Annotated in this window: 24 protein-coding genes and 2 tRNA genes; 12 read left to right on the top strand and 14 right to left on the bottom strand. The window is 55.9% G+C overall.

Annotated features, from left to right (window positions below; all coding sequences use genetic code 11):
* Window positions 1-33: 33 nt before the first annotated feature.
* A tRNA-Tyr gene (locus RCCS2_RS18380) sits at window positions 34-117 on the bottom strand.
* A gap of 125 nt (window positions 118-242) precedes the next feature.
* Between RCCS2_RS18380 and rlmB the strand changes: the two genes are divergently transcribed.
* The 5 genes from rlmB to RCCS2_RS10700 all read left to right on the top strand — a co-directional run bounded on the left by rlmB (window position 243) and on the right by RCCS2_RS10700 (window position 4,111).
* Window positions 243-1,019, top strand: coding sequence for a 23S rRNA (guanosine(2251)-2'-O)-methyltransferase RlmB (gene rlmB, locus RCCS2_RS10680; protein WP_037294043.1), 777 nt, complete (start codon window positions 243-245; stop codon window positions 1,017-1,019).
* Between the two features lie 17 nt (window positions 1,020-1,036).
* Window positions 1,037-1,360, top strand: coding sequence for a hypothetical protein (locus tag RCCS2_RS10685; protein WP_008234085.1), 324 nt, complete (start codon window positions 1,037-1,039; stop codon window positions 1,358-1,360).
* 99 nt (window positions 1,361-1,459) lie between these two features.
* A complete protein-coding gene (locus tag RCCS2_RS10690; protein WP_008234086.1) occupies window positions 1,460-1,906 on the top strand; it encodes a YHS domain-containing (seleno)protein in 447 nt (148 codons plus the stop codon).
* 196 nt (window positions 1,907-2,102) lie between these two features.
* The gene (locus RCCS2_RS10695; protein WP_008234087.1) at window positions 2,103-2,576 is read left to right on the top strand and encodes a CoA-binding protein; all 474 of its coding nucleotides are present in this window, start codon (window positions 2,103-2,105) and stop codon (window positions 2,574-2,576) included.
* A gap of 206 nt (window positions 2,577-2,782) precedes the next feature.
* Window positions 2,783-4,111, top strand: a complete 1,329-nt coding sequence (locus tag RCCS2_RS10700; protein WP_008234088.1) for a serine/threonine protein kinase — start codon at window positions 2,783-2,785, stop codon at window positions 4,109-4,111.
* Here the strand turns inward: RCCS2_RS10700 and RCCS2_RS10705 are convergent.
* Together RCCS2_RS10705 and hisF are read right to left on the bottom strand one after the other, a co-directional pair.
* The gene (locus tag RCCS2_RS10705; RefSeq protein WP_008234089.1) at window positions 4,108-4,416 is read right to left on the bottom strand and encodes a phosphoribosyl-ATP diphosphatase; all 309 of its coding nucleotides are present in this window, start codon (window positions 4,414-4,416) and stop codon (window positions 4,108-4,110) included. The two genes, RCCS2_RS10700 and RCCS2_RS10705, sit on opposite strands and share 4 nt — an antisense overlap.
* Window positions 4,413-5,174 carry an imidazole glycerol phosphate synthase subunit HisF gene (gene hisF / locus RCCS2_RS10710; RefSeq protein ID WP_008234091.1) on the bottom strand — a complete coding sequence of 254 codons (762 nt, stop codon included), beginning with the start codon at window positions 5,172-5,174 and terminating at the stop codon, window positions 4,413-4,415. The genes RCCS2_RS10705 and hisF overlap by 4 nt, the downstream gene beginning before the upstream one ends.
* A gap of 103 nt (window positions 5,175-5,277) precedes the next feature.
* Here hisF and RCCS2_RS10715 point away from each other — a divergent pair, with 103 nt between their 5' ends.
* Window positions 5,278-5,724 (top strand): DUF302 domain-containing protein, encoded by a 447-nt coding sequence (locus tag RCCS2_RS10715; protein ID WP_008234092.1) that lies wholly within the window; start codon window positions 5,278-5,280, stop codon window positions 5,722-5,724.
* Here RCCS2_RS10715 and RCCS2_RS10720 read toward each other — a convergent pair.
* Window positions 5,721-6,143 (bottom strand): DUF2867 domain-containing protein, encoded by a 423-nt coding sequence (locus tag RCCS2_RS10720; RefSeq protein WP_008234093.1) that lies wholly within the window; start codon window positions 6,141-6,143, stop codon window positions 5,721-5,723. The two genes, RCCS2_RS10715 and RCCS2_RS10720, sit on opposite strands and share 4 nt — an antisense overlap.
* 36 nt (window positions 6,144-6,179) lie before the next feature.
* On the bottom strand, window positions 6,180-6,899 hold the full coding sequence (gene hisA, locus RCCS2_RS10725) for a 1-(5-phosphoribosyl)-5-[(5-phosphoribosylamino)methylideneamino]imidazole-4-carboxamide isomerase (RefSeq protein ID WP_008234094.1): 720 nt from the start codon (window positions 6,897-6,899) through the stop codon (window positions 6,180-6,182).
* A gap of 143 nt (window positions 6,900-7,042) precedes the next feature.
* On the opposite strand from hisA, the gene RCCS2_RS10730 reads away from it, so the two are divergent.
* The 3 genes from RCCS2_RS10730 (at window position 7,043) to RCCS2_RS10740 (ending at window position 9,564) form a co-directional block, all read left to right on the top strand.
* Window positions 7,043-7,432, top strand: coding sequence for a DUF2147 domain-containing protein (locus tag RCCS2_RS10730; protein ID WP_050770803.1), 390 nt, complete (start codon window positions 7,043-7,045; stop codon window positions 7,430-7,432).
* A gap of 274 nt (window positions 7,433-7,706) precedes the next feature.
* Window positions 7,707-8,783, top strand: coding sequence for a LysM peptidoglycan-binding domain-containing protein (locus RCCS2_RS10735; protein WP_008234096.1), 1,077 nt, complete (start codon window positions 7,707-7,709; stop codon window positions 8,781-8,783).
* Window positions 8,784-8,943: 160 nt separating this feature from the next.
* Entirely contained in the window at window positions 8,944-9,564 is a 621-nt protein-coding gene (locus tag RCCS2_RS10740; RefSeq protein ID WP_156788502.1) for a hypothetical protein, read from the top strand.
* A gap of 110 nt (window positions 9,565-9,674) precedes the next feature.
* Here RCCS2_RS10740 and RCCS2_RS17930 read toward each other — a convergent pair whose 3' ends face one another.
* The 4 genes from RCCS2_RS17930 to hisB all read right to left on the bottom strand — a co-directional run bounded on the left by RCCS2_RS17930 (window position 9,675) and on the right by hisB (window position 12,028).
* Window positions 9,675-10,058 carry a hypothetical protein gene (locus RCCS2_RS17930; protein ID WP_008234098.1) on the bottom strand — a complete coding sequence of 128 codons (384 nt, stop codon included), beginning with the start codon at window positions 10,056-10,058 and terminating at the stop codon, window positions 9,675-9,677.
* 95 nt (window positions 10,059-10,153) lie between these two features.
* Window positions 10,154-10,630 (bottom strand): lytic transglycosylase domain-containing protein, encoded by a 477-nt coding sequence (locus tag RCCS2_RS10750; protein WP_008234099.1) that lies wholly within the window; start codon window positions 10,628-10,630, stop codon window positions 10,154-10,156.
* A gap of 175 nt (window positions 10,631-10,805) precedes the next feature.
* Window positions 10,806-11,444, bottom strand: coding sequence for an imidazole glycerol phosphate synthase subunit HisH (gene hisH, locus RCCS2_RS10755; protein ID WP_008234100.1), 639 nt, complete (start codon window positions 11,442-11,444; stop codon window positions 10,806-10,808).
* On the bottom strand, window positions 11,441-12,028 hold the full coding sequence (hisB, locus tag RCCS2_RS10760; protein WP_008234101.1) for an imidazoleglycerol-phosphate dehydratase HisB: 588 nt from the start codon (window positions 12,026-12,028) through the stop codon (window positions 11,441-11,443). The genes hisH and hisB overlap by 4 nt, the downstream gene beginning before the upstream one ends.
* Window positions 12,029-12,178: 150 nt before the next feature.
* On the opposite strand from hisB, the gene RCCS2_RS10765 reads away from it, so the two are divergent.
* Window positions 12,179-12,919, top strand: coding sequence for a hypothetical protein (locus tag RCCS2_RS10765; RefSeq protein ID WP_008234102.1), 741 nt, complete (start codon window positions 12,179-12,181; stop codon window positions 12,917-12,919).
* A gap of 99 nt (window positions 12,920-13,018) precedes the next feature.
* Here RCCS2_RS10765 and RCCS2_RS10770 read toward each other — a convergent pair.
* From RCCS2_RS10770 to RCCS2_RS10785, 3 genes are all read right to left on the bottom strand, one after another.
* Window positions 13,019-13,093, bottom strand: a tRNA-Gly gene (locus tag RCCS2_RS10770).
* Between the two features lie 511 nt (window positions 13,094-13,604).
* A complete protein-coding gene (locus RCCS2_RS10780; protein WP_008234104.1) occupies window positions 13,605-13,994 on the bottom strand; it encodes a VOC family protein in 390 nt (129 codons plus the stop codon).
* Entirely contained in the window at window positions 13,991-17,434 is a 3,444-nt protein-coding gene (locus tag RCCS2_RS10785) for a pyruvate carboxylase (RefSeq protein ID WP_008234105.1), read from the bottom strand. The genes RCCS2_RS10780 and RCCS2_RS10785 overlap by 4 nt, the downstream gene beginning before the upstream one ends.
* 137 nt (window positions 17,435-17,571) lie before the next feature.
* Here RCCS2_RS10785 and RCCS2_RS10790 point away from each other — a divergent pair, with 137 nt between their 5' ends.
* Window positions 17,572-18,321, top strand: a complete 750-nt coding sequence (locus RCCS2_RS10790; RefSeq protein WP_008234106.1) for an SDR family oxidoreductase — start codon at window positions 17,572-17,574, stop codon at window positions 18,319-18,321.
* Here RCCS2_RS10790 and RCCS2_RS10795 read toward each other — a convergent pair.
* Complete coding sequence (locus RCCS2_RS10795) at window positions 18,318-19,451, bottom strand: alpha-hydroxy acid oxidase (protein ID WP_008234107.1); 1,134 nt, start codon at window positions 19,449-19,451, stop codon at window positions 18,318-18,320. The genes RCCS2_RS10790 and RCCS2_RS10795 overlap by 4 nt on opposite strands.
* 138 nt (window positions 19,452-19,589) lie before the next feature.
* On the opposite strand from RCCS2_RS10795, the gene RCCS2_RS10800 reads away from it, so the two are divergent.
* Window positions 19,590-21,983, top strand: a complete 2,394-nt coding sequence (locus tag RCCS2_RS10800; protein WP_037293869.1) for an ATP-dependent helicase — start codon at window positions 19,590-19,592, stop codon at window positions 21,981-21,983.
* Here the strand turns inward: RCCS2_RS10800 and RCCS2_RS10805 are convergent.
* Window positions 21,980-22,579, bottom strand: coding sequence for a LysE family translocator (locus RCCS2_RS10805; RefSeq protein ID WP_008234109.1), 600 nt, complete (start codon window positions 22,577-22,579; stop codon window positions 21,980-21,982). The genes RCCS2_RS10800 and RCCS2_RS10805 overlap by 4 nt on opposite strands.
* Window positions 22,580-22,617 lie beyond the last annotated feature (38 nt).

Consider the following 22,617-nt stretch of genomic DNA (forward strand, 5'->3'; position numbering starts at 1 on the left):
CCCCAAGACCATAAAACAGTATGTAAAGTAGAATGGTGGGCGACCCTGGAATCGAACCAGGCGTGAGTCGCCTCGAGGGAGTTACAGTCCCCTGCCACACCTTGCGGCCTGTCGCCCACTGACGGGTTGACTACCCGCGGTGCAAGGGTGCGTCAACTGCAAAAATGGCCAATCATGTGCAGCACTTCACACCTTGCGAATTGTCGGGTATCGCCTGCAGGACAGCAAAGGTTGGAACGCAGATGAAAAAGCCAAAGTGGGTGATCGCGAAAGAGCAAGCGAAGCGGCAGGCGGCGCAGGAAACTGTCTGGTTGTTTGGTCTGCATGCGGTGCGTGATGCGCTGGAAAACCCGGCCCGCCAAAAGCTGCGTTTGGTTGTAACCCGCAACGCGTTGGAACGATTGGGGGATGCGGTGGCACAAAGCGGGATGGAACCCGAGATTTCTGATCCGCGCAAGTTTGCAGCCCCCCTTGATCCGCAATCTGTGCACCAAGGGGCCGCCTTGGAGGTGAAACCGCTGGATTGGGGTAGCCTTGAAGATGTTGCACTGGGCGACGGGCCGATGCCGCCGCGCATCGTATTGCTGGACCGTGTGACCGATCCGCACAACGTAGGTGCGATCCTGCGCTCCGCTGAGGTTTTTGGCGCACGCGCTGTTGTGGCTGTGCAGCGTCATTCCGCGCCCGAAACCGGTGCTTTGGCAAAAACCGCAAGTGGCGCGTTGGAGCGTCAGCCTTATTTGCGCGTGCGCAATCTTGCGGATGCAATGGAAGCGTTGAAAGGCATGGGGTATCTGGTGCTGGGCTTGGATGGCGAGGCAGACCTTACAGTTGAAGCGGCTGTTGAAGGCAAACGGGACCGTCCCGTAGCCTTGGTCATGGGGGCCGAGGGGCCTGGCTTGCGTGAAAAGACCCGCGAAACTTGCAATGAATTGGTCAAAATCGACGCGGCGGCTGGATTTGGTTCGCTCAACGTCTCAAATGCGGCCGCAGTTGCCCTATATGCTGTTAAAGGCTGAATTTTAGGACAAGACCCATGGGTGCCACAAAAATCGCGACCTGCTGTTATTGCGGCACCAAAGCAGCACTTGTTCTGCGTGGCAAAGACAAGCATGAACTGGCGTGTAGTAACTGTGGTGCGCCGTTGCGCGCCTTGAAAATGTTACCAAAACAACCCGGACGTGCACATGTGCCTGACGCGACGCCAGCCCGCCCAACCAAGCGTAAGCGCGTTGAAAAATACCCCGAGTATCGCAAGGAACGCCCTAAAAAGCGCAAGAAATCCAAGGGTTTTGGTCGCCGCGTGATGTCCGAAATTTGGGATGTTGTCGAAGATGTCGTGGAAGAGATTTTCGACTAGCGCTGCATCACTGCCCTTCACGCCTGTGCGAGGGGGGTAGGCAAGCACGCCGCTTGCACGCAGATTGTGCTGCATGATTTATACTCTTTTCACCCTGTCATGCTGAACCGTCGCGCTTTTGTCGGCGGTCTGGCTATCGTGCCTTTTATGGCGGCACCTGCCGTGGCCAAGCAACCTTGTATATTTGGCAGCGGGGGCGTGGCTATTCATGGTGTTGATCCGGTCAGCTATTTTGCCGAAGGCGAACCCATCGCCGGCATTGACCGTCATCTTTTGGGCTGGCGCAATGCGATCTGGCGTTTTGCATCGCCTGATACGATGGCTGCTTTTGAACGCAATCCCCACCGATATGCCCCACGATACGGCGGATTTTGTGCGGTCACGATGGCACGCGGTGGCATATCCGAAACCGTGCCAGAGGCATGGGCGATCCATGAGGGGCGCTTATATTTAGCGCGATCAGTCTATGCTATGACGGCATGGAAAGGCGATCCAGCCCGATACGTGGCTCAAGCTGATACCCATTGGTCAAACGCAAGCTGCTGAAGGTCTTTGATGCTCAGGACACATGCCTTCACGTTTTGCTGAGATGTCTTTTTGCACCCCGTCTGCCTTCTTACATAAACTTCATAAGCGCGCGTTTCGGAACCTGCGCGCTTACTCACTGTCCCTCAGTTCCGCAACTGGCGCCCGGGTTGACCGGGCGCTTTTTTATCGGTGATTTGCGGGGTAGGGTTGCGTCATGCAGTATTCAGATAACCATCTTCGCACCATTCTTGAACGCACCAAAACAGTTGCGATTGTGGGTGTGTCAGCCAATCAAATCCGGCCCAGCTATTTTGTGGCCCGTTATCTGGGGCTAAAAGGATATCGCGTGATCCCGGTCAACCCCGGTTTGGCGGGGCAGATACTGCTTGGCGAAACTGTCTATGGTGATGTCAGCGACATCCCTGATGATGTCGATATGGTCGATATCTTTCGCCGTTCAGAGGCGGTACCGCCGATTGTGACTGCCGCTTTGGCCCGATGGCCTAAATTGCAGACAATCTGGATGCAAATTGGCGTCATGAATGCTGCAGCAGAAGCGCAGGCAGAGGCGCGGGGTGTTGATGTCATTCAGGATCGATGTCCCAAAATCGAATACCAGCGGCTATTTTCGGAATTGCGCATGGGCGGCTTTGCGACCGGGATTATATCTTCGAAATTAGCACCTTAGCTGCGCTGTTCATAAAAAAATGGCGGCGTGCCACAACAAAGGCACAATTGTCGCACATTCATGAATTGTTGCTGCACAAACCGATTCCATACGTATCAAATTGAAGACGCTTGGCATTTGACTTTGTAAACGTAACCATATGTATAATTACAGGTTCCCGTAACAGTGTTTGTTTTCCCCGTTGTTCGCTCAACCATGGATAATCAATGCAAGAGACACGTATTATCGACGCTTCGCAAACCTATGACCAGCAAGGTCAGGGGTTGCCCGCGAATTTGGAGTTGCTTGGTGGCAAGTTCAAAATCGATCGTCAGATCGGTGCTGGTGGATTCGGGATCACCTATATCGCCCAAGATACGTTTCTTGAGCGCGCTGTCGTCATCAAGGAATGTTTTCCTGAATCGATTTGCATGCGCTTTGGCAATCGCGTCACCGTAAATGCGCCCAGCCATGAGGCGCAGTATCGCAAAATTGTTGACATGTTCATGCGCGAGGCCCGCAGCCTTGCCCGCTTGCGCCACCCCAATATTGTCAGCGTTCATCAGGCGTTCGAAGAGAACGGCACCGCCTATATGGTTTTGGACCTGTTCGAAGGTCGTGATCTGCTGGATGCGATTGAAGATGATAATGACACACTCAAGCCTGATCAGATCCGCGATATTCTGCTGAAGGTGTTGGATGCGATTGATCTGGTACACAGCAATGACCTGCTGCACCGCGATATTTCACCCGATAACATCCTGCTGGATAAGTGGGGCACACCGGCGCTGATTGATTTTGGTGCTGCACGTGAAGATGCAAGTCAAAAGACCGGCGCCGTGTCGACCATGCTTGTGGTGAAAGACGGGTATTCTCCGCACGAATTTTATGTTTCTGGCGGCATTCAGGGCCCATGCAGCGATCTGTATGCGCTGGCGGCCACGATGTATCATTTGATTTCTGGCAAGGCACCACCGGTCAGCCAGACCCGTGTTGCTGCCCTCGCAGATCTGAATGATGACCCGTATGAGCCGTTGTCCGGGAATTTTCCGCAATATGAACCGGCATTCCTGGAGGCCATCGACAAAGCGATGAGCGTTCCACCCAAAGATCGGATTCAATCCGCCAAAGACTGGCTGGCGCTGATTGCACAAGAAAGCAAGAAACCCAAGAAGGTTCAGTTTCCCGAAAATAAGCACCTTACAAAAACGATCAGCGAACTGATCGAGGAAACAAACAAACACGTGACCCCGGTGATATCAGCGGAACCGGTTGTCGCGCCCAAAACCTCAGCCCCGCAGCGTTCAGAACGCTATCGTCCAGAGTGGGTTGAGGAATTTAATCGTGAGACTGTTGAGGTAGCAGAGCGCAAGCGCCGCGAAGCAGAGCGGGCTGCCGCCCAAGAGGCAGCCCGCCGCGCGGAAGAGGCGCGGCTGGCCAAGCAGGCAAGGTTGGCAAAACATGCGGCCTTGGAGGCAGAGCGGCAGCGCAAACAAAAAGAGGACGTGCGCTCGTCTCGTATTCTAGGCTGGGTGAAAGGCGCAAAGCCGGATTAGGCGCGCCCGGCTTTTTCCGCGATGCCGGATATGCCTTGACGCGCCTCAAGGGTTTTGAGCACATCATCCAGCGCAACGTCCCGCGCCGCCAACATCACAAGTAGATGATACAGCACATCCGCCGCTTCACCGGTCAGCCGTTCCTTGTCGCCTTTGACTGCTTCGATAATGGCCTCAATCGCCTCTTCCCCGAATTTTTCGGCGCATTTTTCAGGCCCTTGCGACAATAGCTTTGCCGTCCAACTGCTTTCAGGATCAGCATTTTTGCGGGACGCAATGGTCTTGGCCAGCTCGTTCAGGGTCATGTCATCCTCACGGGAATACCGGCGGCGGCCATGTGCGCTTTGGCTTCGCCGATGGTGTAGGTGCCAAAGTGAAAGATTGAAGCGGCAAGGACGGCGGATGCCCCGCCTTCGGTGACGCCTTCGACCAAGTGATCCAAGGTGCCAACACCGCCAGAGGCGATCACCGGCACATCAACCGCGTCTGAGATCGCACGGGTCAGTGGCAGATTAAAGCCTGCCTTGGTCCCATCGCGGTCCATAGAGGTCAGCAGGATTTCACCGGCCCCTTTTGCCACAACCGTCTTGGCGAAATCCACAGCGTCAATGCCAGTTTCGCGCCGCCCGCCGTGGGTAAAAATTTCCCATTTGCCGGGGGCCACGGTTTTCGCGTCAATTGCCACGACGATGCATTGCGAACCAAAGCGCATTGCGGCCTCTGCCACAACATCGGGGTTCGCCACAGCGGCAGAGTTGAAGCTGACCTTATCTGCCCCAGCCAACAGCAAATCGCGCACGTCGTGGTGCGTGCGTACCCCACCACCGATGGTCAGCGGCATAAAGCATTGCTCAGCCGTCCGCGTGGCCAGATCGAACATTGTGCCGCGGTTTTCCTGCGTCGCCATGATGTCCAGAAAACACAGCTCATCAGCGCCTGCTGCATTGTATGCGATGGCCGCATCGACCGGGTCGCCTGCATCAATCAGATCGACAAAATTCACGCCTTTCACGACGCGCCCTTCAGCGACATCAAGGCAGGGAATGATCCGTGTCTTCAACATGGCGTGATCTCTAGGCGGAATCACGAGAAATGGGAAGGGGTGGGGTGGTGCGTGCGCGCAGATCGTCGTTAGCTGGGGCCACTGGAAACATGGGAGCTATCAAATGAAACTTGCCATTACTGCCGCCTTGATCGGGCTTTGCGCCGCACCCTTATGGGCCGAAAATATGATGAAACGCTCGCCGCTTTCTGTCGCTGCAACAATCGATGGTCTTGAGGCCGCGGTGAACGGGGCAGGTGCCACGGTCTTTGCCCGCGTGGATCACGCAGCCGGTGCGCAAAGTGTTGACAAGTCGATCCCGGATGCCACATTGCTGATCTTTGGAAACCCCGCCTTGGGAACCCTTGCGATGGAGCAGGATATTCGCGCTGGTCTTGTCCTGCCTTTGCAGGTGCTGGCGTACACAGACGCAGACGGCAATACGCAGATGACATGGACCCCCGCAGAAGAGTTGTTGGAGGGGCTGGATATCGCGCCGGATGCCGAGGTGATCGGCAAGATCAATGGCGCGCTGAATATGCTGACCGACAAGGCGATGAGCGCGAACTAGGCGCGCGCCACCCTTGCCAACGCATTGCGCGCAATCGCGATGTGAAACGGCATGATCGCGGCCAGATAGATCCGGCCGCCGACATTATGAGGGGCGACCCATGTCGCCAGACTGATTTGCCCCTCATGCGACAAGACTGACACCAGAAAGTTCAGATGTTTGTCGTCGAACCCTGCGATCACTTCGGTTTCTGTTTCTGATTGCACAGGGAAGGGGCCCAGTTTGTCTGCGGCCTCTGGTCCGTCTTGGCTAAGCCCGAAAGGCGCTGTCACGATTTGGCGGATCACCAGCAGAAATTGTGCCCATCCGGGAAAGGCTGTGATGATTTCCGCAGCGCGCCGCGGTGGCAAATCAGAAGCCACGCTGTAGCAATCCAAAAAATCACCCGCTACGCGCTGATTGTGCAAGGCACTGGCCATGGGAAGCGTGATTTTACTAACCGGATTGCCCAAAGCTTACCCCTTCAGTTGCGCCAGTGCTGCCGCCAGATCAATGGCCCCGTCATAAAGCGCACGGCCAGAGATTACACCAGAGATAACACCGGTTTGCTGGAGCGCTGTTAGATCATCCATTGACGATACCCCACCAGAGGCAATGACAGGGATATCCACCGCGCGGGCCAAATCAGCGGTCGCATCAATATTCGGCCCCTTCATCGCCCCGTCGCGCAGGATGTCGGTATAAATAATGGCGGCGATCCCTGCGTCCTCGAACGACTTTGCCAGATCGGTGACCATCACATCGGTTTCCTCAGCCCAGCCGCGCGTTGCGACGCGCCCGTTACGCGCATCCAGGCCCACGGCCACCTGACCGGGAAAAGCCTTGGCCGCCGCGCGCACCAGATCGGGGTCTTCAACCGCGACCGTGCCAAGGATGACGCGGGCAAGGCCTTTGTCCAACCACTGCTCAATCGTGGCCATATCGCGGATACCACCGCCAAGTTGTGCTGGCACGGGGCAGGCCTTGAGGATCGCTTCAACCGGGGCGGCGTTCACGGGCGCGCCGGCGAAGGCACCGTTGAGGTCCACAAGGTGCAACCATTCGCAACCCGCCGCGACGAAGTCTTTTGCTTGTGCTGCCGGATCATCATTAAAAACAGTCGTCTGATCCATGTCGCCATGTACCAATCGCACTGCGTTTCCGTCTTTAAGATCAATGGCAGGATAGAGGATCATGGGGCAGGCACCTTTTGCGTTTCTCTGCGTTTATGCATGGTGCGTATCGGATTGCAACGCGGGGCTTTGACCCAACGTCTTACTTGATTGCGGGCACATCGGGCGCGCATGCTCTGCCCGAGGAACTCAGGGAGGAAATGAGTATGAAACGATTTCTGATTTTGGCGGCATCGTTGTTTGCCTTTGCAACGGTGGCTTCTGCACAGGACGCAGCGCTTGGTGTGTGGCAGACCGAAGTAGATGACGGCGCCTATGCCCATATCACAATCGCCCCATGTGGCGCGGCGGTTTGCGGCGTGATCAGCCGCACCTTCAACGCTGATGGCGAATTCCAGTCCGAAAATATCGGTAAGACACTGGTAATCGACATGGTGCCCCAAGGTGGCGGTGCATACGAAGGATCAGTCTGGCGTCCGTCCAATAACAAAATCTACATCGGTAAGATGGATGTGAGCGGGAACGCTTTGCGCCTGCGTGGCTGTGTTGCTGGCGGCCTGTTATGTTCCAGCCAGAACTGGGTGCGCGTCGGGTAAAAGCCCACGTTCCAAGATATAAAAAGAGGGCCTCTGCGATGCAGGGGCCTTTCTTATGTGTGACTTTCCTATGCCGCCGTTTTTTTTCGGGTCCGCACTATCTGGCTGTTACTGAATAGTATGGGTTCCGAAAAAATGTGTCGCACAATCTTTCTATAGAATTTTCGCAAAGTTGACGACGTCAGGTCAATGCCAATGAAGCTCCCCACTTCTGCCACAAAGCGATCTTAGCCAAAATAGCATCAAGTCAATTAATGCAAGGCAATAGAATACAATGCGCAATCTGCAAACCTACGTCCTATCAACTGGCCTCTGCCTTACGGCGGCGGCTGCCTCGGCACAAAGCATCAGCTGCGGGCAGGATTATACCGTGCAATCGGGTGATTTTTTGTCAAGCATTGCACTCGCGGCATATGGCAACACGGGCAGCTTTAACCTGATCTATAGCGCCAATGCAGACGTCATCGGCCCGAACCCCGGCCTGATTAACGTGGGCGATGTGCTGTTTATCCCGTGCCTTGATGGTGATCTGGGACAATCCGCTGCGAATACCGCAGTAATCCGCACTGTGCAGACCACAGAACAATTGCCCGCGCCTGCCGAAGATAAGCCGATCCGCGTTCTGACGGCCACAGGCTGGGCCCCCTTCATGAATGAAGATCAGGCGCAGGGCGGTCTGCTGACCGAGATTATCAACCTCGCGTTGGAAAACGCTGATGGAAATCCTGCGTACCAGATCGACTTTATCAATGACGATGGTGCGCACCTGAACCCGCTGATCGTGGATCACGCCTATGACATCAGCATCGGTTGGAGCCAGCCAAACTGCGATATCATCGACAAGCTGGAAGACGAATCCCAGTTCCGCTGCAACAACCTCGACTTCAGTGCGCCGCTTTATGAAGAAGTGCTGGGCTATTACAGCCTGTCCAGCGATCCGGTTTTTGCCGACCACGCAGAACTGATCGGCAAAAGCATTTGTCGCGCAGAGGCGTTTACACTGGCCCCTCTTGAAGAGGTTGAGCTTGTGGCCCCGGCAATCACTATCGTGCGTGCGCCGACTGCGGCTGACTGCATCGACTATCTGATTGACGGTCAAGCTGACATTGCATTGGTTGCCGTTGACGTCGCGGACGGTCGGATCAGCGCATTGAACGCTGCATCAAACGTTCAGATGCACGAAGCACTGACCTTTGTTGACGTTTTGCACGCCGTTATCGCCAAAACACATCCGCGTAACGAAGCCATTCTTGATACGGTCAACAACGGTTTGGAAAACATCAAAGCTTCGGGTGTGTGGTTTCAGACCGTGCGTCGTCACATGACAGAGTTCCGCAAGGCAAACCTGTAAAGTCTTGCATGACCACTGGGACACCCATCTGACCCGTCGGATGGGTGTCTTGATTTATATAAAAGTACGGCGAGAGGTCAGACGCCGCAGCATTGCACCTTTGGTGAGCCGCGTAGCCTTTCTGCCCACATCGCGTTCGATTTAAGTTATGGAAAATATCATGCAATTCGCACCGCAGCCTCATCGCGTCGCTACTCTGGGGCTGCGGTTCGCCCGTCAGTGCTGCTTTGTGGTGGCCATGCTTGTCACCATCGCTGGGTCTGCTGTGGCACAAGAAGCGCGTATGGTTACGCTTAAGTATGATGATGGCGACGGTATCAGCGGTGAACTTATCGAAGCAAATGATCAGGTCGTTTTGCTGAAAGGTTCCGTTGGGCTGGTCACAATTCCTGTTGAAGGTCTGTCATGCATCGGTCAGGCCTGCCCGGCCGCAATGCGGTTTGTTTCGACCGGCCCACAGCTGACCTTCACCACTACGGATGGTTCGGTCGCCGTGACAGGCCAATTGATTGAAATTGCCAATGATCAATATGTCCTTGCGACCAATCTTGGTGAATTGCGTTTGAACGTGGATGGTGCAATCTGTTCAGGCGACGGATGCCCGTTGACCGGATCGCAATCCCAGTTCGGTGGTGATGTTGTGCTGACTAATGGTGCGACGGCGATAGAAGGCAAGTTGGTCGGTGTCGAAGATGGGTCTTACATCATGGAAGTTCCCAATATGGGCGCGATCCGGGTCAACGCCGCTTTGTTCGACTGTAGCGGTGAAAGCTGCCCTTAATCAGGTTGTGTCGCCTGTGCGATGATATGGCGGCAGACGTTTTGCGGCAAAAAGAATAAAGGTCAGTTTTCAGTTACTGACAGTGTTCTATTGAGTGACAACGCACAGGTTCAGCTGTCACCGCCGTCGTTACCACCGGCCCCACCATCGCCTGTTGTTGAAATACCAGTATCTCTGGCCGATGATGTCGTTTTGATATCACGCTGGCCCTGAGCGTTCTTTGCGCCGCCGAGGTCACCACCTTGGGAATATGCATGGGGCCAAGGCGGCACGTTTGGCGGTGTCTTGCTTTTATCGGGCAAGCTGACAATGACTATTCCAAGGATGGCGGCACCTAAGAACACCGCGACAGTTGATCTGAAAGCTCCCAACTCAGCAACGAAGACGGCAACAAGTCGCGATTGCAAAGGCTCGTTGAATACTGTCACCAAGCCAAGGACCAGGAACAGCAAGGTAACGACAATTGCGATCGTTGTCCGTTTGTCGCTGAACACTGGTCAGGGCTCCTTTTCACGCCAGAATATCGCGGATAGGTACTGGTGCAAGTCCGTGCCACACCAGTGACACCATCGCACCGCAGACGCGGGCTTCAGCCAGATCGCAATCCTGTTTCAACCAGCATCCCGCGCCGTTTTGCTTCAAAATAGTACCCGCGCGCATACCAGTTTACAGCCGTTTGTTCATCACCATCAGAAATCAGCCAAGCCCCGCGCAGATATCGTCCTGCGTAAGTCAGGTTTGTTTCTGCATCCAGTAACCCTTCGGGTGAACCGCGATACCCCATCGTCCGCGCCGTTTCAGGCAGGATTTGCATCAGCCCATAATAGGGGCCGTTGCGTGCGCCCGGCCGGTGCGTGCTTTCGCGGATGATAACGCGGTGCAGCAAGGTGACAGGGATCCCATGCACATCGGCATATTTGTTGATCAGGCGGCGTAGTTCAGGCGTTTCGTTAGGGTAAAGCGGGATATCGGAGGTGCGGCGGCTGGCGGTTGGCGTATCACGGCGGCGTCCACAGGCGGCGAGTGCACCTGCGGCGACAATAAGGAAGTGGCGACGGTTCAACATGGTTTCTGCTCTCTCGTGGCGCTCTTGCGTGGCGCGGTGACGTTTTGTTGTTATGCCAGCATAGAAACACTCTTGGCCAAGTCTGACCAGATGACCGATGGGATCAATGCATCGCTGACGCTAGATTGACAATTGCCGGACCTGCTTTGCTATTCAATATCAGCGGCTTGCGGGTTTAAGGTGTCCAGCGCAAGAAGTTGCCGATCATACGCAATCCGGCATCCTGGCTTTTTTCAGGGTGGAACTGTGTGCCAATCATGGTGTCGCGCCCGATGATCGCGGTCACCTCGCCACCATAGTCGACATGCGCCAAGCGTTCGGCAGGGTTGGTCACGTCCATCGCGTAAGAGTGGACGAAGTAGGCGTGGTCGCCTGTGCCAACCCCGTCCAATACAGGGTGCGGGTTATCGATCACCAGATCATTCCAGCCCATGTGGGGCACTTTCATCGCCGGGTCAGAGGGCGCGATTTTGCGTATATCGCCAGCAACCCAATCAAATCCCGGCGTTTCTTCGTATTCATGCCCGGTGGTCGCCATCATCTGCATACCCACGCATATTCCAAAGAAGGGCCGTGCGCGGGTCGTCACAGCCTCAACAATCGCCTCGGCTAAGCCTGTGCGCGCGAACAGTTCAGCCCGGCAATGCGGAAAGGCTCCGTCGCCAGGCAGCACGATCCGGTCGGCCTTGGACACGACATCAGGGTCAGAGGTCACGATGATGGACCCTGATCCCACCTCTGCGGCCATCCGCTCAAACGCTTTTTGCGCCGAATGCAAGTTGCCGCTGTCGTAATCGACAAGAACCGTAGTCATAGGCTGCCTTTGGTCGATGGGATCTCGTCAGCCTTGCGCGGATCGGTTTCGACCGCTTCACGCAAGGCACGCGCGACCGCTTTGAACGCAGCCTCGGCAATGTGGTGCGCGTTAAAGCCATGCAGTTTGTCGATGTGCAACGTGATGCCGCCATGGGTGCTGAGCGCTTGAAAGAACTCGCGTACCAGTTCGGTGTCAAACGTCCCGATCTTGCCGAAGGGCAGATCAAGGTTGCAGATCAGGTAAGGGCGCGCTGACAGGTCGAGCGCGCAACGCACTTGGGCGTCATCCATGGCCAAGTGGCAGCTACCGTAGCGGCGGATACCGCGCTTGTCGCCCAACGCTTCGGTCAAGGCCTGACCCAGTGCTATACCCACATCCTCGACCGTGTGGTGATCATCGATGTGCAGGTCACCCGCCGCACGGATTGTCATGTCAATCAGCGCATGGCGCGACAGTTGATCCAGCATGTGGTCAAAGAACCCCACGCCGGTTTGGTTGTCGTAGGTGCCGGTGCCATCAAGGTTGATGGTGACGGTGATATCCGTCTCGGCTGTTTTGCGTGTGATCGTCGATGTCCGCATTTGTCCGGCGTCCCTTGGTGTTGCCCCCGCTCTATAGGGGGAACCGGGGCAGGGGCCAAGCCTCTCGAAAACAGCCTGTGACATTTTCAACAAAATTTAAGGAGTTGATTCTTATGGTGGCCCCAAGCTGCCCATAATCAGGAGAATCCGATGAAAGCCCTTATTCTACGCGCCGATGCCAATGCATCCGTCAAAACCGCCCGTGCGTTGATCGACAAGGGGTTTCAGATCCTGTCGGTCGATACCCAAGCGGTGGCGCATGCGCTGATCCGGGTGGATACGATTGATCTGTTGGTGATGGACGAACGGATTGAAGGGCAACTGACCCATGCCATAGCGCTGTCAGGTGAGCGGAAAAACCCTTACCTCAGTGCGATTTTGCTGACCGATCGGGGGGCGGATGAAACTGATGATCTGTATGATCTGATCCCGTGTCTTTATGGGTTGGCGGGTGCCGATACGGCGCCTGATTTATTGGGCAAGTTGGCCCTATCAGCTGTCAGTAGTATTGAGGTGACGTCGGCCCGGGTGGCACAGAACACCGCCGCTGACGCGGCAGAGGATATGGAACCTGTTGAAATGGATACCCTGATCCTGGCCGCAAATGATATGTCACCCCCTGACGATGACAGCGATAGTGGCGTGCCTTGTTTTGCTGATGTGTCATTTGCCGCGCCTGCAATGGCGGAAATTGCGGCGGCTGATAACCGAATTACGCTTGAAAGGGTGGCGGACGTTATCCGTGATGGCGATGCTGCGACACTGACCAAAGACGTGATGCTGGAACATGTTGAAGATGCTGTGAGTGCCGAAGTTGCGGCCTTGTTCCGTAGACCCATCCCGCCCCAGCAGGTGCAGCCGCCGCAGTCTTTTGCAGCAAAAGCTGGTTAGGGGCGATCTTGCCAAACCGTTCACGGTGCGCAGCGATTGGGCGCCATGCAAAAAACCAAAAGGCCGCAGCGATCGCTGCGGCCTTTTGGTTTTTTGAATTGGAGCGGGCGATGAGATTCGAACTCACGACCTAAACCTTGGCAAGGTTTCGCTCTACCCCTGAGCTACGCCCGCGCGCCAATTCGTGAGCCGTGATCTATAAAGAGTTGTGCTGTTCTGCAAGACCAAAATCGCTTGAACGCGCGTTTTTCTATTTTGACGTGATGGCCGTTACAGTGGGGGTTCTGTATTCGCGTGCAACCCGAACGCCGACACGCACATTAGTGTTGCGCATAATCGGCGACCCTTATGCAAGTGGGCTCAATCTATAGAGGCTCGGTGTTTTGTCGGAAGCCCCAAAGTTTGTTGATCAGGTTCACAATGCCTTGGTGGCAAGAGGCTTGAAGGCGATCAATGGCGCGCCGTAGTATTGGCCGACATGGTTTGATACATGTGTATGTAAGCCCAATAAGTTGCCATGATCGTTGCGCCGATCAAGCACTGTACCGCGATAGCAGCATCGGGGTGCGCGGTTATCGCGATGGTGAGAGCCCTAAAGGAATAGACGGAGAAATCCAGCGCAGGGGTTCTTTTACCCTTTGTGCAAATTTGGAGGCACAAACGGCAGATCGTCCTCTGCGTCACGTCAATTCCTGAACTGGATCAGATCCCACCTGTTTCCGAAAGGATCACGGAATACGGCCACTGTACCATAAGGTTCGTCGCGCGGCGCTTCTTCAAAGGTGACACCCTTTGCCGTCATCGCCGCATAATCGCGTGCGAAATCATCAGTTTGCAAAAACAGCCAAACACGACCACCGCCTTGTTGACCAATCGCTGCAACCTGTTCGGTGCCAACTGCCTTGGCGAGCAAGAACGCCGTTTGTGCGCCCGGCGGACCCACGCGGACCCAACGCTTGCCATTCTCCAGTGCGGTATCCTCAAACAGCGTGAACCCCATTTGACCCACAAAAAATGCGATTCCGGCGTCGTAATCCGGAACCACAATAGCGATCAAGGCAAGGTGCTGTGTCACTCCAACTCGACCAGCAGGTCCTTGGCGTCGATCTGGCCACCGGCTTGCACATGCACGGCCTTTACCACAGCATCGCGTTCGGCGTGGATGCCTGTTTCCATCTTCATTGCTTCGATGGTCAGCAGCAAGTCGCCTTCTTTCACCTCTTTGCCTGCCATCGCCGCAACCGTGGCCACGACACCCGGCATGGGTGCGCCGATATGGCTGGCGTTGCCGTCTTCCGCCTTGGGACGCGAGATTTTTTCGGCAGCAGCCAACCGGTTCATCACGCGAATTGTGCGCGGTTGACCATTGAGTTCAAAGAAGACTTTGACCTCGCCATCTTCGTTCATATCGGCAACGGCCTGCATGCGAATTTCCAGCGTTTTGCCGGGGTCAATTTCGGCGACAATCTCTTCACCCGGCTCCATTCCATAAAAGAATGTCCGTGTGGGCAGCGTGCGCACAGGACCATAGGTCCGGTGCCGCCCCGCATAATCAAGGAAGACTTTAGGATACATCAGGTAGCCGTTAAGATCTTCGTCATCAATTGTTTTGCCGTCCAGTTGCGCGGATAGATCAGCGCGCGCCGCTTCCAGATCGACAGCCGCCAGATGCTTGCCAGGCCGGTCTGTTTTTGGCTTTTCACCCTTGAGGATTTTCTTCTGGATTGCTTTTGGCCAACCGCCGGGTGGTTGGCCCAAGTCGCCATGCATCATGTCGATCACGCTGTCGGGAAAGACCACGTCAACCTTTGGGTCTTCGACCTGGGCACGGGTGAGGTTTTGACTGACCATCATCAAGGCCATATCGCCGACAACTTTGGATGATGGCGTGACCTTGACGATATCGCCGAACATGGCGTTCACGTCGGCATAGGTTTGCGCGACCTCGTGCCAGCGTTCTTCCAGACCCAGTGATCTTGCCTGCGCTTTGAGGTTGGTGAATTGCCCGCCGGGCATTTCGTGCAGGTAGACCTCTGATGCTGGCGCTTGAAGACCGGATTCGAAAGCTGCGTAATGGGCGCGCACCTGTTCAAAGTAATTGCTGATCTCGCGGATCGCCGCGATGTCCAGCCCGGTGTCACGGGCGTCACCGCGCAGCGCTTCGACGATAGACCCCAAAGTGGGCTGTGACGTATTGCCAGACAGCGCGTCCATCGCGCTATCCACGCAATCGACCCCGGCAGCAGAGGCTGCGAGGACTGTCGCAATCGCAGCCCCGGATGTATCATGGGTGTGGAAATGGATCGGTAGATTTGTCTCTTCCTTCAAGGCCTTGACCAACGCAGTTGCAGCAGCGGGTTTCATCAACCCTGCCATATCCTTTAGGCCCAGAACGTGCGCGCCTGCCGCCTCAAGCTCTTTGGCCATGTCGACATAGTACTTCAGATCGTACTTTGACCGGTTCGGGTCCATCAGGTCACCCGTGTAGCAGATCGTGCCTTCGCAGACCTTTTCGGCCTTGATCACCGCGTCCATCGCAACGCGCATGTTTTCAACCCAATTGAGGCTGTCAAAGACGCGGAAGACGTCAACGCCAGAATTGGCGGCCTGCGCCACAAAGCTTTGCACCACGTTGTCGGGATAATTGGTGTAACCGACGCCATTTGAGGCGCGCAGCAACATTTGCGTCATGATATTGGGCATCACGGCGCGGATATCGCGCAGGCGCTGCCATGGGCATTCCTGCAAGAAACGATAGGCCACATCAAACGTGGCACCGCCCCAGCATTCCACGCTGAACAACTGATGCATCTTGGCCGCGTAGGCAGGTGCCGCGTTAATCATATCAATGGACCGCATCCGCGTGGCCAGCAGCGATTGGTGCCCGTCGCGCATTGTCGTGTCGGTGATCAGCAGTTGCTTTTGGTCGCGCATCCAGTCGGCGACGGCCTCGGGCCCGAATTGGTCAAGGATATTGCGGGTACCGGGGGTAACGTCAGTCGTGGGCTTGACGGGTGGACGCGGTGGTTTCACGTCCGCCGCAGGGCGCGGACGACCCGCTGTTTCGGGATGCCCGTTCACAGTGATATCCGCGATATAGGTCAGGATTTTCGTGGCCCGGTCGCGTCGTTTGGTAAAGTTGAAAAGATCCGGTGTCTCGTCAATGAACTTGGTATGGTATTCGTTGTTCAGGAACACGGGGTGTTTCAGCAGATTTTCGACGAAGGCGATGTTGGTTGAAACACCGCGAATACGGAATTCGCGCAAGGCGCGATCCATCCGGGCAATCGCCATTTCAGGTGTCGGCGCGCGGGCGGTCACTTTGGTCAGCAGACTGTCGTAGTAACGGGTAATGACAGCGCCCGAATATGCGGTGCCGCCGTCCAACCGGATGCCCGGGCCGGTAGCCGAGCGGTACATCTGAATACGGCCATAATCGGGGATAAAGTTGTTTTGCGGGTCCTCGGTCGTGACCCGGCATTGCAGTGCATGACCGTCCAGTTTGACATCATATTGCGACGCGCAGCCCGTTGCCTCGACCAGTGATTTGCCCTCGGCGATCAGGATTTGGGCGCGCACGATGTCGATGCCGGTGACCTCTTCTGTCACCGTGTGCTCAACCTGCACACGCGGGTTCACTTCGATGAAGTAGAATTCACCGCTGTCCATATCCATGAGGAATTCGACAGTGCCCGCGCATTCATAGTTCACGTGCTGGCAGATTTTCTTGCCCAAATTACACAGCTGTTCGCGCTGGGTGCCGCTTAGATACGGGGCAGGGGCGCGTTCCACCACCTTTTGATTGCGGCGTTGGACGGAACAATCGCGTTCCCACAGGTGGTAAATTTGGCCATGGCTGTCGCCAAGGATTTGCACCTCAACGTGGCGGGCGCGCATGATCATCTTTTCCAGATAACCTTCGCCGTTACCGAATGCCGCCTCAGCCTCGCGGCGACCTTCGAGGACTTTTTCTTCCAGCTCATCCTCTGACATGATCGGGCGCATGCCACGACCGCCGCCACCCCATGAGGCTTTCAGCATCAGCGGATAACCAACTTCGGCGGCCTCTTTCTTAATCGCTTTCATGTCATCGCCCAGGACCTCGGTCGCCGGGATAACGGGCACGCCTGCTTCAATCGCCACGCGCCGCGCGCTGGCTTTGTCGCCCAAGGCGCGCATGGTTTCGGCCTTTGGGCCAATGAAGGTGATGCCGTTAGCGGCACATGCATCCACGAAATCAGGGTTTTCGGACAGCAGGCCATAGCCGGGGTGGATCGCGTCGGCGCCGGACATTTTGGCGACACGGATGATTTCATCAATCGACAGATAGGCAGCAACAGGACCAAGGTCTTCGCCGATGCGATAGGCTTCATCGGCCTTAAAGCGGTGCAGGCCTAGTTTGTCTTCTTCTGCAAAGACCGCGACCGTCTTTTTCCCCATCTCATTAGCGGCCCGCATAATGCGGATGGCGATTTCGCCGCGGTTGGCAATCAGGATTTTGGTAAAGTCGGTCATGGCACGTCCTTTCGCAGTTGCAGCATTGGTAGGACGTTTCTGAAAGCAGGTAAACGGGTAGTGACAGGAAACCTTGAACCTTGGTGGAACGATTTGGTTGGCGTGATGTTGGTCCAAGACCCCAAAAGGAGAGTGATATGACACGTTTCAAGGACAAACGCATTTTGATTACAGGTGGAACCAGCGGTATCGGGCTGGCCACTGCCAAGCGTATCGTCGCCGAAGGTGGCGAGGTTGCCGTGACCGGCGTGACCCAAGACCACTTGGACGAGGCGGGGCGCGATTTGCCATCAGGCAGTCTGGTGTTGCGAAACGATGCCTCTGATCCAGAGGCGGCCAAGGATTTGGCAGAAAAGATCAAAGATCAGATGGGCCAGATTGATGGCGCGTATCTGAACGCAGGCTTCGGTAAAAACATGGCGACCGAAGATGTGGATGCCGACGGATTTGACGCGATGATGGACGTCAACGTGCGTGGCGTGGCGCTGCAGATGGCAGCACTGAAGCCCCTGATCAAGGATGGTGGTGCCGTTTTGGTGACATCGTCGGTTGCACCATATCTGGGCGGGGCAAAGGGTGCGATCTACGCCGCTTCAAAAGCGTCTTGCCTTGCCATGGCGCGCAGCTGGTCCAAGGATTTGGCGCCGCGCAACATTCGGGTCAATGCGGTGGCACCGGGCCCCATTGAAACAAACTTTTTCGATGCGTTGGGCAAAGGCGGCGATGAAGCCGAGGATATGAAAAAGCAGATCGCGGAGGCCGTTCCGCTAGGCCGTATGGGGAAGCCAGATGAAGTCGCGGCTGTCACATGCTTTTTGCTGTCAGACGATGCATCCTACGTCAGCGGATCAGAATATATGGTCGATGGCGGTATGACGTTACGCTAGCGGCGCAAACAACCGGGCAGATCGGCCAGCTTTCGTGCGCCGATTTGCCCCATGTTGCTGATCATGTCTTTTCGCAGGATATCAAGGACATGGGCTGCACCGGGTTCACCCAAAGCAGCCAGCCCATAATGAAACGCGCGGCCCAGCATGACAAAATCTGCCCCAAGGGCGATAGCGCGCAGGACATCCAGCCCGCCTTCGACGCCGCTGTCAAAGATAACTGGTAGGTGCGTTGCTGCGCGCACCAAAGGCAGGGTTTCAATGGTGGCAGGACCGCCGTCGAACTGACGCCCGGCATGGTTGCTGACCCAGATCGCGTCCGCCCCTTCGTCGGTCAGGCGCGCGGCGTCATCGGCGTTACCGATGCCTTTGACAATCAACGGCCCATCCCAAACATCACGCAAAGACTTGAAATAGTCCCAGTCGGGCGACGTGCGCAGCAAATAACCCACGTGTTCGTTAGAGGGCAGGGTGCCTTTCACGTCTGAATAGCTTTCCATCAGGCGCAGGCGCGGCATGCCCGTTTTGCGAATGCCGTTCAGCCAAGCGGGGCATTGCGCCGCCTGCATAGCCAAACGCGGTGTCAGTCTGGGTGGTTGGGTCAGGCCGCCGCGTGTCTGCCGTTCACGGCGCGAGGCGACAGGAACATCGACGGTCAGCACAAGCGTGTGAAAGCCGCTGTCCTTGGCGCGTTTCAGGATGTCATCGCGGATACCGGGGTCGCGGGGCGGGTAGAGCTGGAACCACGCGTGCGCACCAGCATGGGGGCCGACGTCTTCAGGCAACTGACTTGCCACGGTTGAAAGGGTAAAGGGGATGTTTTCGCGCGCGGCTGTGCGTGCCAGCATCTGTTCCGCACCGGGCCAGATCAAACCTGACATACCAACGGGTGCGATGCCGATGGGCAGCGGGTGGGTTTGACCGAGCAAGGTAGTGGATAGATCGGGGTCAAATTCACCGTGCAGGATGGATGGATTCAGCAGTACCTGATCCAGCTGATCACGGTTGCGCCTTTGCGTGGCTTCAACCCCGGTGGCACTATCGAGGTATTCCCACACAAAATGCGGGATGCGGCGACGCGCGCGCGCTTTCAGATCAGCGATGGCGGGATAGTGGCTGTGCAAGGTCATGGGGTGCAAACTATGACCGGAATGGCGCGTTTGGCAATGCGTCGGAGCCTCCGGCGGAGGTATTTAAGAACATGAGAAGGGTAGAACGGAAGTAGAACAAGGGTTTTCACGCGGGGCTGATAGCGCTATGTCTGGGAAATGAGCAGTTTTTCCGAAGATGATGCCTTTGAAGCCGCCGCAGTGCCGTTAAGCCAGCAGGCGATGGCGCGGCCTGATATGGAATATCTTAAAGATCTCAATTCTCCACAGCGTGAGGCGGTTGAGACCTTGGATGGACCTGTCCTAATGCTGGCCGGTGCAGGTACCGGTAAAACAAAGGCCTTGACCGCGAGAATTGCTCACCTTCAAAGCATGCGAAGAGCGGGTGAGAACGATATTCTGGCCGTTACTTTCACAAACAAAGCAGCTCGTGAGATGGCGAAACGAGTTCGATCAATGATGCCTTGGCCAATAGCCGGGGTGAAATGGTTAGGCACTTTTCACTCTATTAGTGCGAGAGTGTTGAGACATCATGCTGAACTGATCGGCTTGAAGTCCAGTTTTACAATTCTGGATACAGACGATCAAATTAGGTTGTTAAAGCAGATTATTGAGGCTGCGGAAATTGATATAAAAAGGTGGCCCGCGCGGATGCTTGCGGGCATTATTGACGATTGGAAAAATAGGGCATTTACTCCAAGCAACGTGCCTGTCGCTGAGAGTGGTGCTTTCGACCATAAAGGTGTCGAATTATACGCGGAGTATCAACGACGGTTAAGAGTTCTTAATGCAGTCGATTTTGGTGATATTTTGCTACATACCGTTACGATTTTCCAAGAGAATGCTGATGTTCTGGAACGATGGCGCAGAACGTTCAAGTACATCCTCGTAGACGAGTACCAAGATACCAACGTTGCTCAGTATTTATGGCTGCGCCTGCTTGCAGACGGCCACAAAAATATCTGCTGCGTAGGCGACGACGACCAGTCCATCTATGGCTGGCGTGGCGCCGAGGTGGGTAATATCCTGCGCTTTGAGAAAGATTTCCCCGGCGCGCATGTGGTGCGGTTGGAGGAGAATTACCGCTCAACCCCGCATATTCTGGCTGCGGCCTCTGGCGTGATTGCCGCCAATAAGGGGCGGTTGGGCAAGACGCTTTTCACCTCGCGGACGGATGGCGAAAAGGTCCGCCTGATTGGCCATTGGGATGGCGAAGAAGAGGCCCGCTGGATCGGTGAAGAGGTTGAGGCGATGCAGCGCGGGACGCGGGGCATGTCCCCCATCGGTCTTGATGACATGGCGATCCTTGTGCGTGCGTCGCATCAGATGCGGGCCTTTGAAGATCGGTTTCTGACCATCGGTCTGCCCTACCGCGTGATTGGCGGCCCTCGTTTTTATGAGCGTATGGAGATCAGGGATGTGATGGCCTATTTCCGGCTGGCCGTGAGCCCAGAGGATGATCTGGCGTTCGAGCGGATTGTGAATACGCCCAAGCGCGGCTTGGGTGACAAGGCGGTGCAGACGATCCAGCGGACAGCGCGCAGCAATGGCGTGTCGTTGGTTGAGGGCGCGCGGTTGGTGTGTCAGGGCAAGCTGCTCGGTGGCAGGGGCCTGAAGGAATTAACGATTTTGGTTGCCGGTCTGGATCGCTGGCATGGACAGGTACGCGCTGAGGCGGATACCCATGTGGAGCTGGCCGAGATGATCCTTGATGAAAGCGGCTACACCGGGTTTTGGCAGAACGACAAGACGCCAGAGGCGCCGGGGCGGTTGGAGAACCTCAAGGAACTGGTCAAAGCGTTGGAGAATTTTGAGAACCTGCAAGGCTTCCTCGAACATGTCAGCCTGATCATGGACAATGAGACCGAAGAGCAGGGCGAAAAGGTCAGCATCATGACACTGCACGCCGCCAAGGGGCTTGAGTTTCCCGCCGTGTTCCTGCCGGGTTGGGAGGATGGGTTGTTTCCGTCGCAGCGGTCTATGGATGAAAGCGGGATGAAGGGCCTCGAAGAAGAGCGCCGCCTCGCATATGTCGGCATCACGCGTGCGGAAGAAATTTGCACGGTGTCTTTTGCTGCAAACCGTCGTGTTTATGGCCAATGGCAGTCAGCCATGCCGTCACGGTTTATTGACGAACTGCCGCAGGATCACGTTGAGGTGCTGACGCCGCCCGGCCTTTACGGTGGGGGTTATGGGGCTGCTGGCATGTCCGCCTCGGCCTCGCCTGCCATGGCGGGGATGGTCGGATCGGACTTGCATGAAAAGGCGCATAAGGCGGATGTCTATAATTCGCCCGGCTGGAAGCGCCTGCAATCGCGTAGCCAAAACCGCGGCATGTCGATGCCATCCGAGGCACGTAATATGACGATTGATATGGATGCCGTTAGTGCGTTCACCGAGGGCGAGCGAGTATTTCACCAAAAGTTCGGGTATGGCGAGGTGATGGGTATTGAAGGCGACAAGCTGGTGATTGAATTCGACAAAGCCGGGTCCAAGCATGTGGTCGCGCGATTCATTGTCAGTGCGGACAAGGCCGATGATGTGCCGTTTTAATGCGTCAGCATCGGATAAAGTGACACCACAAGCAGTACCGCCATAGATACGTTAAAGACCCGCAACCGCTTGGCCGTACCCAACCAGCGTCGCACCTGCACGCCCATCCATGCCCAGATCGTGACCGATGGCAAATTCACGGCGGCAAACACCAGTGCGACGATAACAGAGCCGACCACAATGCCCTGATCCTGCGGAGCGTAGGCGCTGATGGCGGTGATCGCCATGAACCATGCTTTGGGGTTTACCCACTGGAATGCCGCGGCTTGCAGGAACGTAAATGGCTTGCCAGTCACCTCTTTCGCTTCAGGTGGCACAGCGTTGGCGATTTTCCACGCCAACCAAATCATATAAGCAGCACTTAGCACTTTGAGGATGATGTTTAGCACCGGATAGGTGTCAAAAACCTGCAACAAGACGACGCCGACCATTGTCACCATAAAGGCATGCCCCAGCGATATGCCCAACATATGCGGTACGGTGCGCCGCAGCCCATAATTGGCGCCCGACGCCATCAGCATCAAATTGTTTGGCCCGGGCGTCACAGAGCTGGCAAAGGCAAACCCGATCAGGGCGATGAGAATTTCATATGTCATTGCGCAACATTAGACGGCAAAGAGCGCAATGAAATTGC

It is taken from the genome of Roseobacter sp. CCS2, assembly GCF_000169435.1.
GTDB lineage: Bacteria > Pseudomonadota > Alphaproteobacteria > Rhodobacterales > Rhodobacteraceae > Yoonia.

What these genes read in the sequence shown, in the direction of transcription:
- RCCS2_RS10795 (WP_008234107.1), bottom strand. Translation starts at nt 19,451, where the DNA reads ATGACCTTGCACAGCCACTATCCCGCCATCGCTGATCTGAAAGCGCGC.
- RCCS2_RS10785 (WP_008234105.1), bottom strand. Translation starts at nt 17,434, where the DNA reads ATGACCGACTTTACCAAAATCCTGATTGCCAACCGCGGCGAAATCGCC.
- RCCS2_RS10700 (WP_008234088.1), top strand. Translation starts at nt 2,783, where the DNA reads ATGCAAGAGACACGTATTATCGACGCTTCGCAAACCTATGACCAGCAA.
- RCCS2_RS10690 (WP_008234086.1), top strand. Translation starts at nt 1,460, where the DNA reads ATGCTGAACCGTCGCGCTTTTGTCGGCGGTCTGGCTATCGTGCCTTTT.
- RCCS2_RS10730 (WP_050770803.1), top strand. Translation starts at nt 7,043, where the DNA reads ATGAAACGATTTCTGATTTTGGCGGCATCGTTGTTTGCCTTTGCAACG.
- RCCS2_RS10765 (WP_008234102.1), top strand. Translation starts at nt 12,179, where the DNA reads ATGAAAGCCCTTATTCTACGCGCCGATGCCAATGCATCCGTCAAAACC.
- RCCS2_RS10800 (WP_037293869.1), top strand. Translation starts at nt 19,590, where the DNA reads ATGAGCAGTTTTTCCGAAGATGATGCCTTTGAAGCCGCCGCAGTGCCG.
- rlmB (WP_037294043.1), top strand. Translation starts at nt 243, where the DNA reads ATGAAAAAGCCAAAGTGGGTGATCGCGAAAGAGCAAGCGAAGCGGCAG.
- hisA (WP_008234094.1), bottom strand. Translation starts at nt 6,899, where the DNA reads ATGATCCTCTATCCTGCCATTGATCTTAAAGACGGAAACGCAGTGCGA.
- RCCS2_RS10715 (WP_008234092.1), top strand. Translation starts at nt 5,278, where the DNA reads ATGAAACTTGCCATTACTGCCGCCTTGATCGGGCTTTGCGCCGCACCC.
- hisF (WP_008234091.1), bottom strand. Translation starts at nt 5,174, where the DNA reads ATGTTGAAGACACGGATCATTCCCTGCCTTGATGTCGCTGAAGGGCGC.
- RCCS2_RS10740 (WP_156788502.1), top strand. Translation starts at nt 8,944, where the DNA reads ATGCAATTCGCACCGCAGCCTCATCGCGTCGCTACTCTGGGGCTGCGG.
- RCCS2_RS10705 (WP_008234089.1), bottom strand. Translation starts at nt 4,416, where the DNA reads ATGACCCTGAACGAGCTGGCCAAGACCATTGCGTCCCGCAAAAATGCT.
- RCCS2_RS10685 (WP_008234085.1), top strand. Translation starts at nt 1,037, where the DNA reads ATGGGTGCCACAAAAATCGCGACCTGCTGTTATTGCGGCACCAAAGCA.
- RCCS2_RS10805 (WP_008234109.1), bottom strand. Translation starts at nt 22,579, where the DNA reads ATGACATATGAAATTCTCATCGCCCTGATCGGGTTTGCCTTTGCCAGC.
- hisH (WP_008234100.1), bottom strand. Translation starts at nt 11,444, where the DNA reads ATGACTACGGTTCTTGTCGATTACGACAGCGGCAACTTGCATTCGGCG.
- RCCS2_RS10720 (WP_008234093.1), bottom strand. Translation starts at nt 6,143, where the DNA reads ATGGCCAGTGCCTTGCACAATCAGCGCGTAGCGGGTGATTTTTTGGAT.
- RCCS2_RS10750 (WP_008234099.1), bottom strand. Translation starts at nt 10,630, where the DNA reads ATGTTGAACCGTCGCCACTTCCTTATTGTCGCCGCAGGTGCACTCGCC.
- RCCS2_RS10695 (WP_008234087.1), top strand. Translation starts at nt 2,103, where the DNA reads ATGCAGTATTCAGATAACCATCTTCGCACCATTCTTGAACGCACCAAA.
- RCCS2_RS10735 (WP_008234096.1), top strand. Translation starts at nt 7,707, where the DNA reads ATGCGCAATCTGCAAACCTACGTCCTATCAACTGGCCTCTGCCTTACG.
- RCCS2_RS10790 (WP_008234106.1), top strand. Translation starts at nt 17,572, where the DNA reads ATGACACGTTTCAAGGACAAACGCATTTTGATTACAGGTGGAACCAGC.
- hisB (WP_008234101.1), bottom strand. Translation starts at nt 12,028, where the DNA reads ATGCGGACATCGACGATCACACGCAAAACAGCCGAGACGGATATCACC.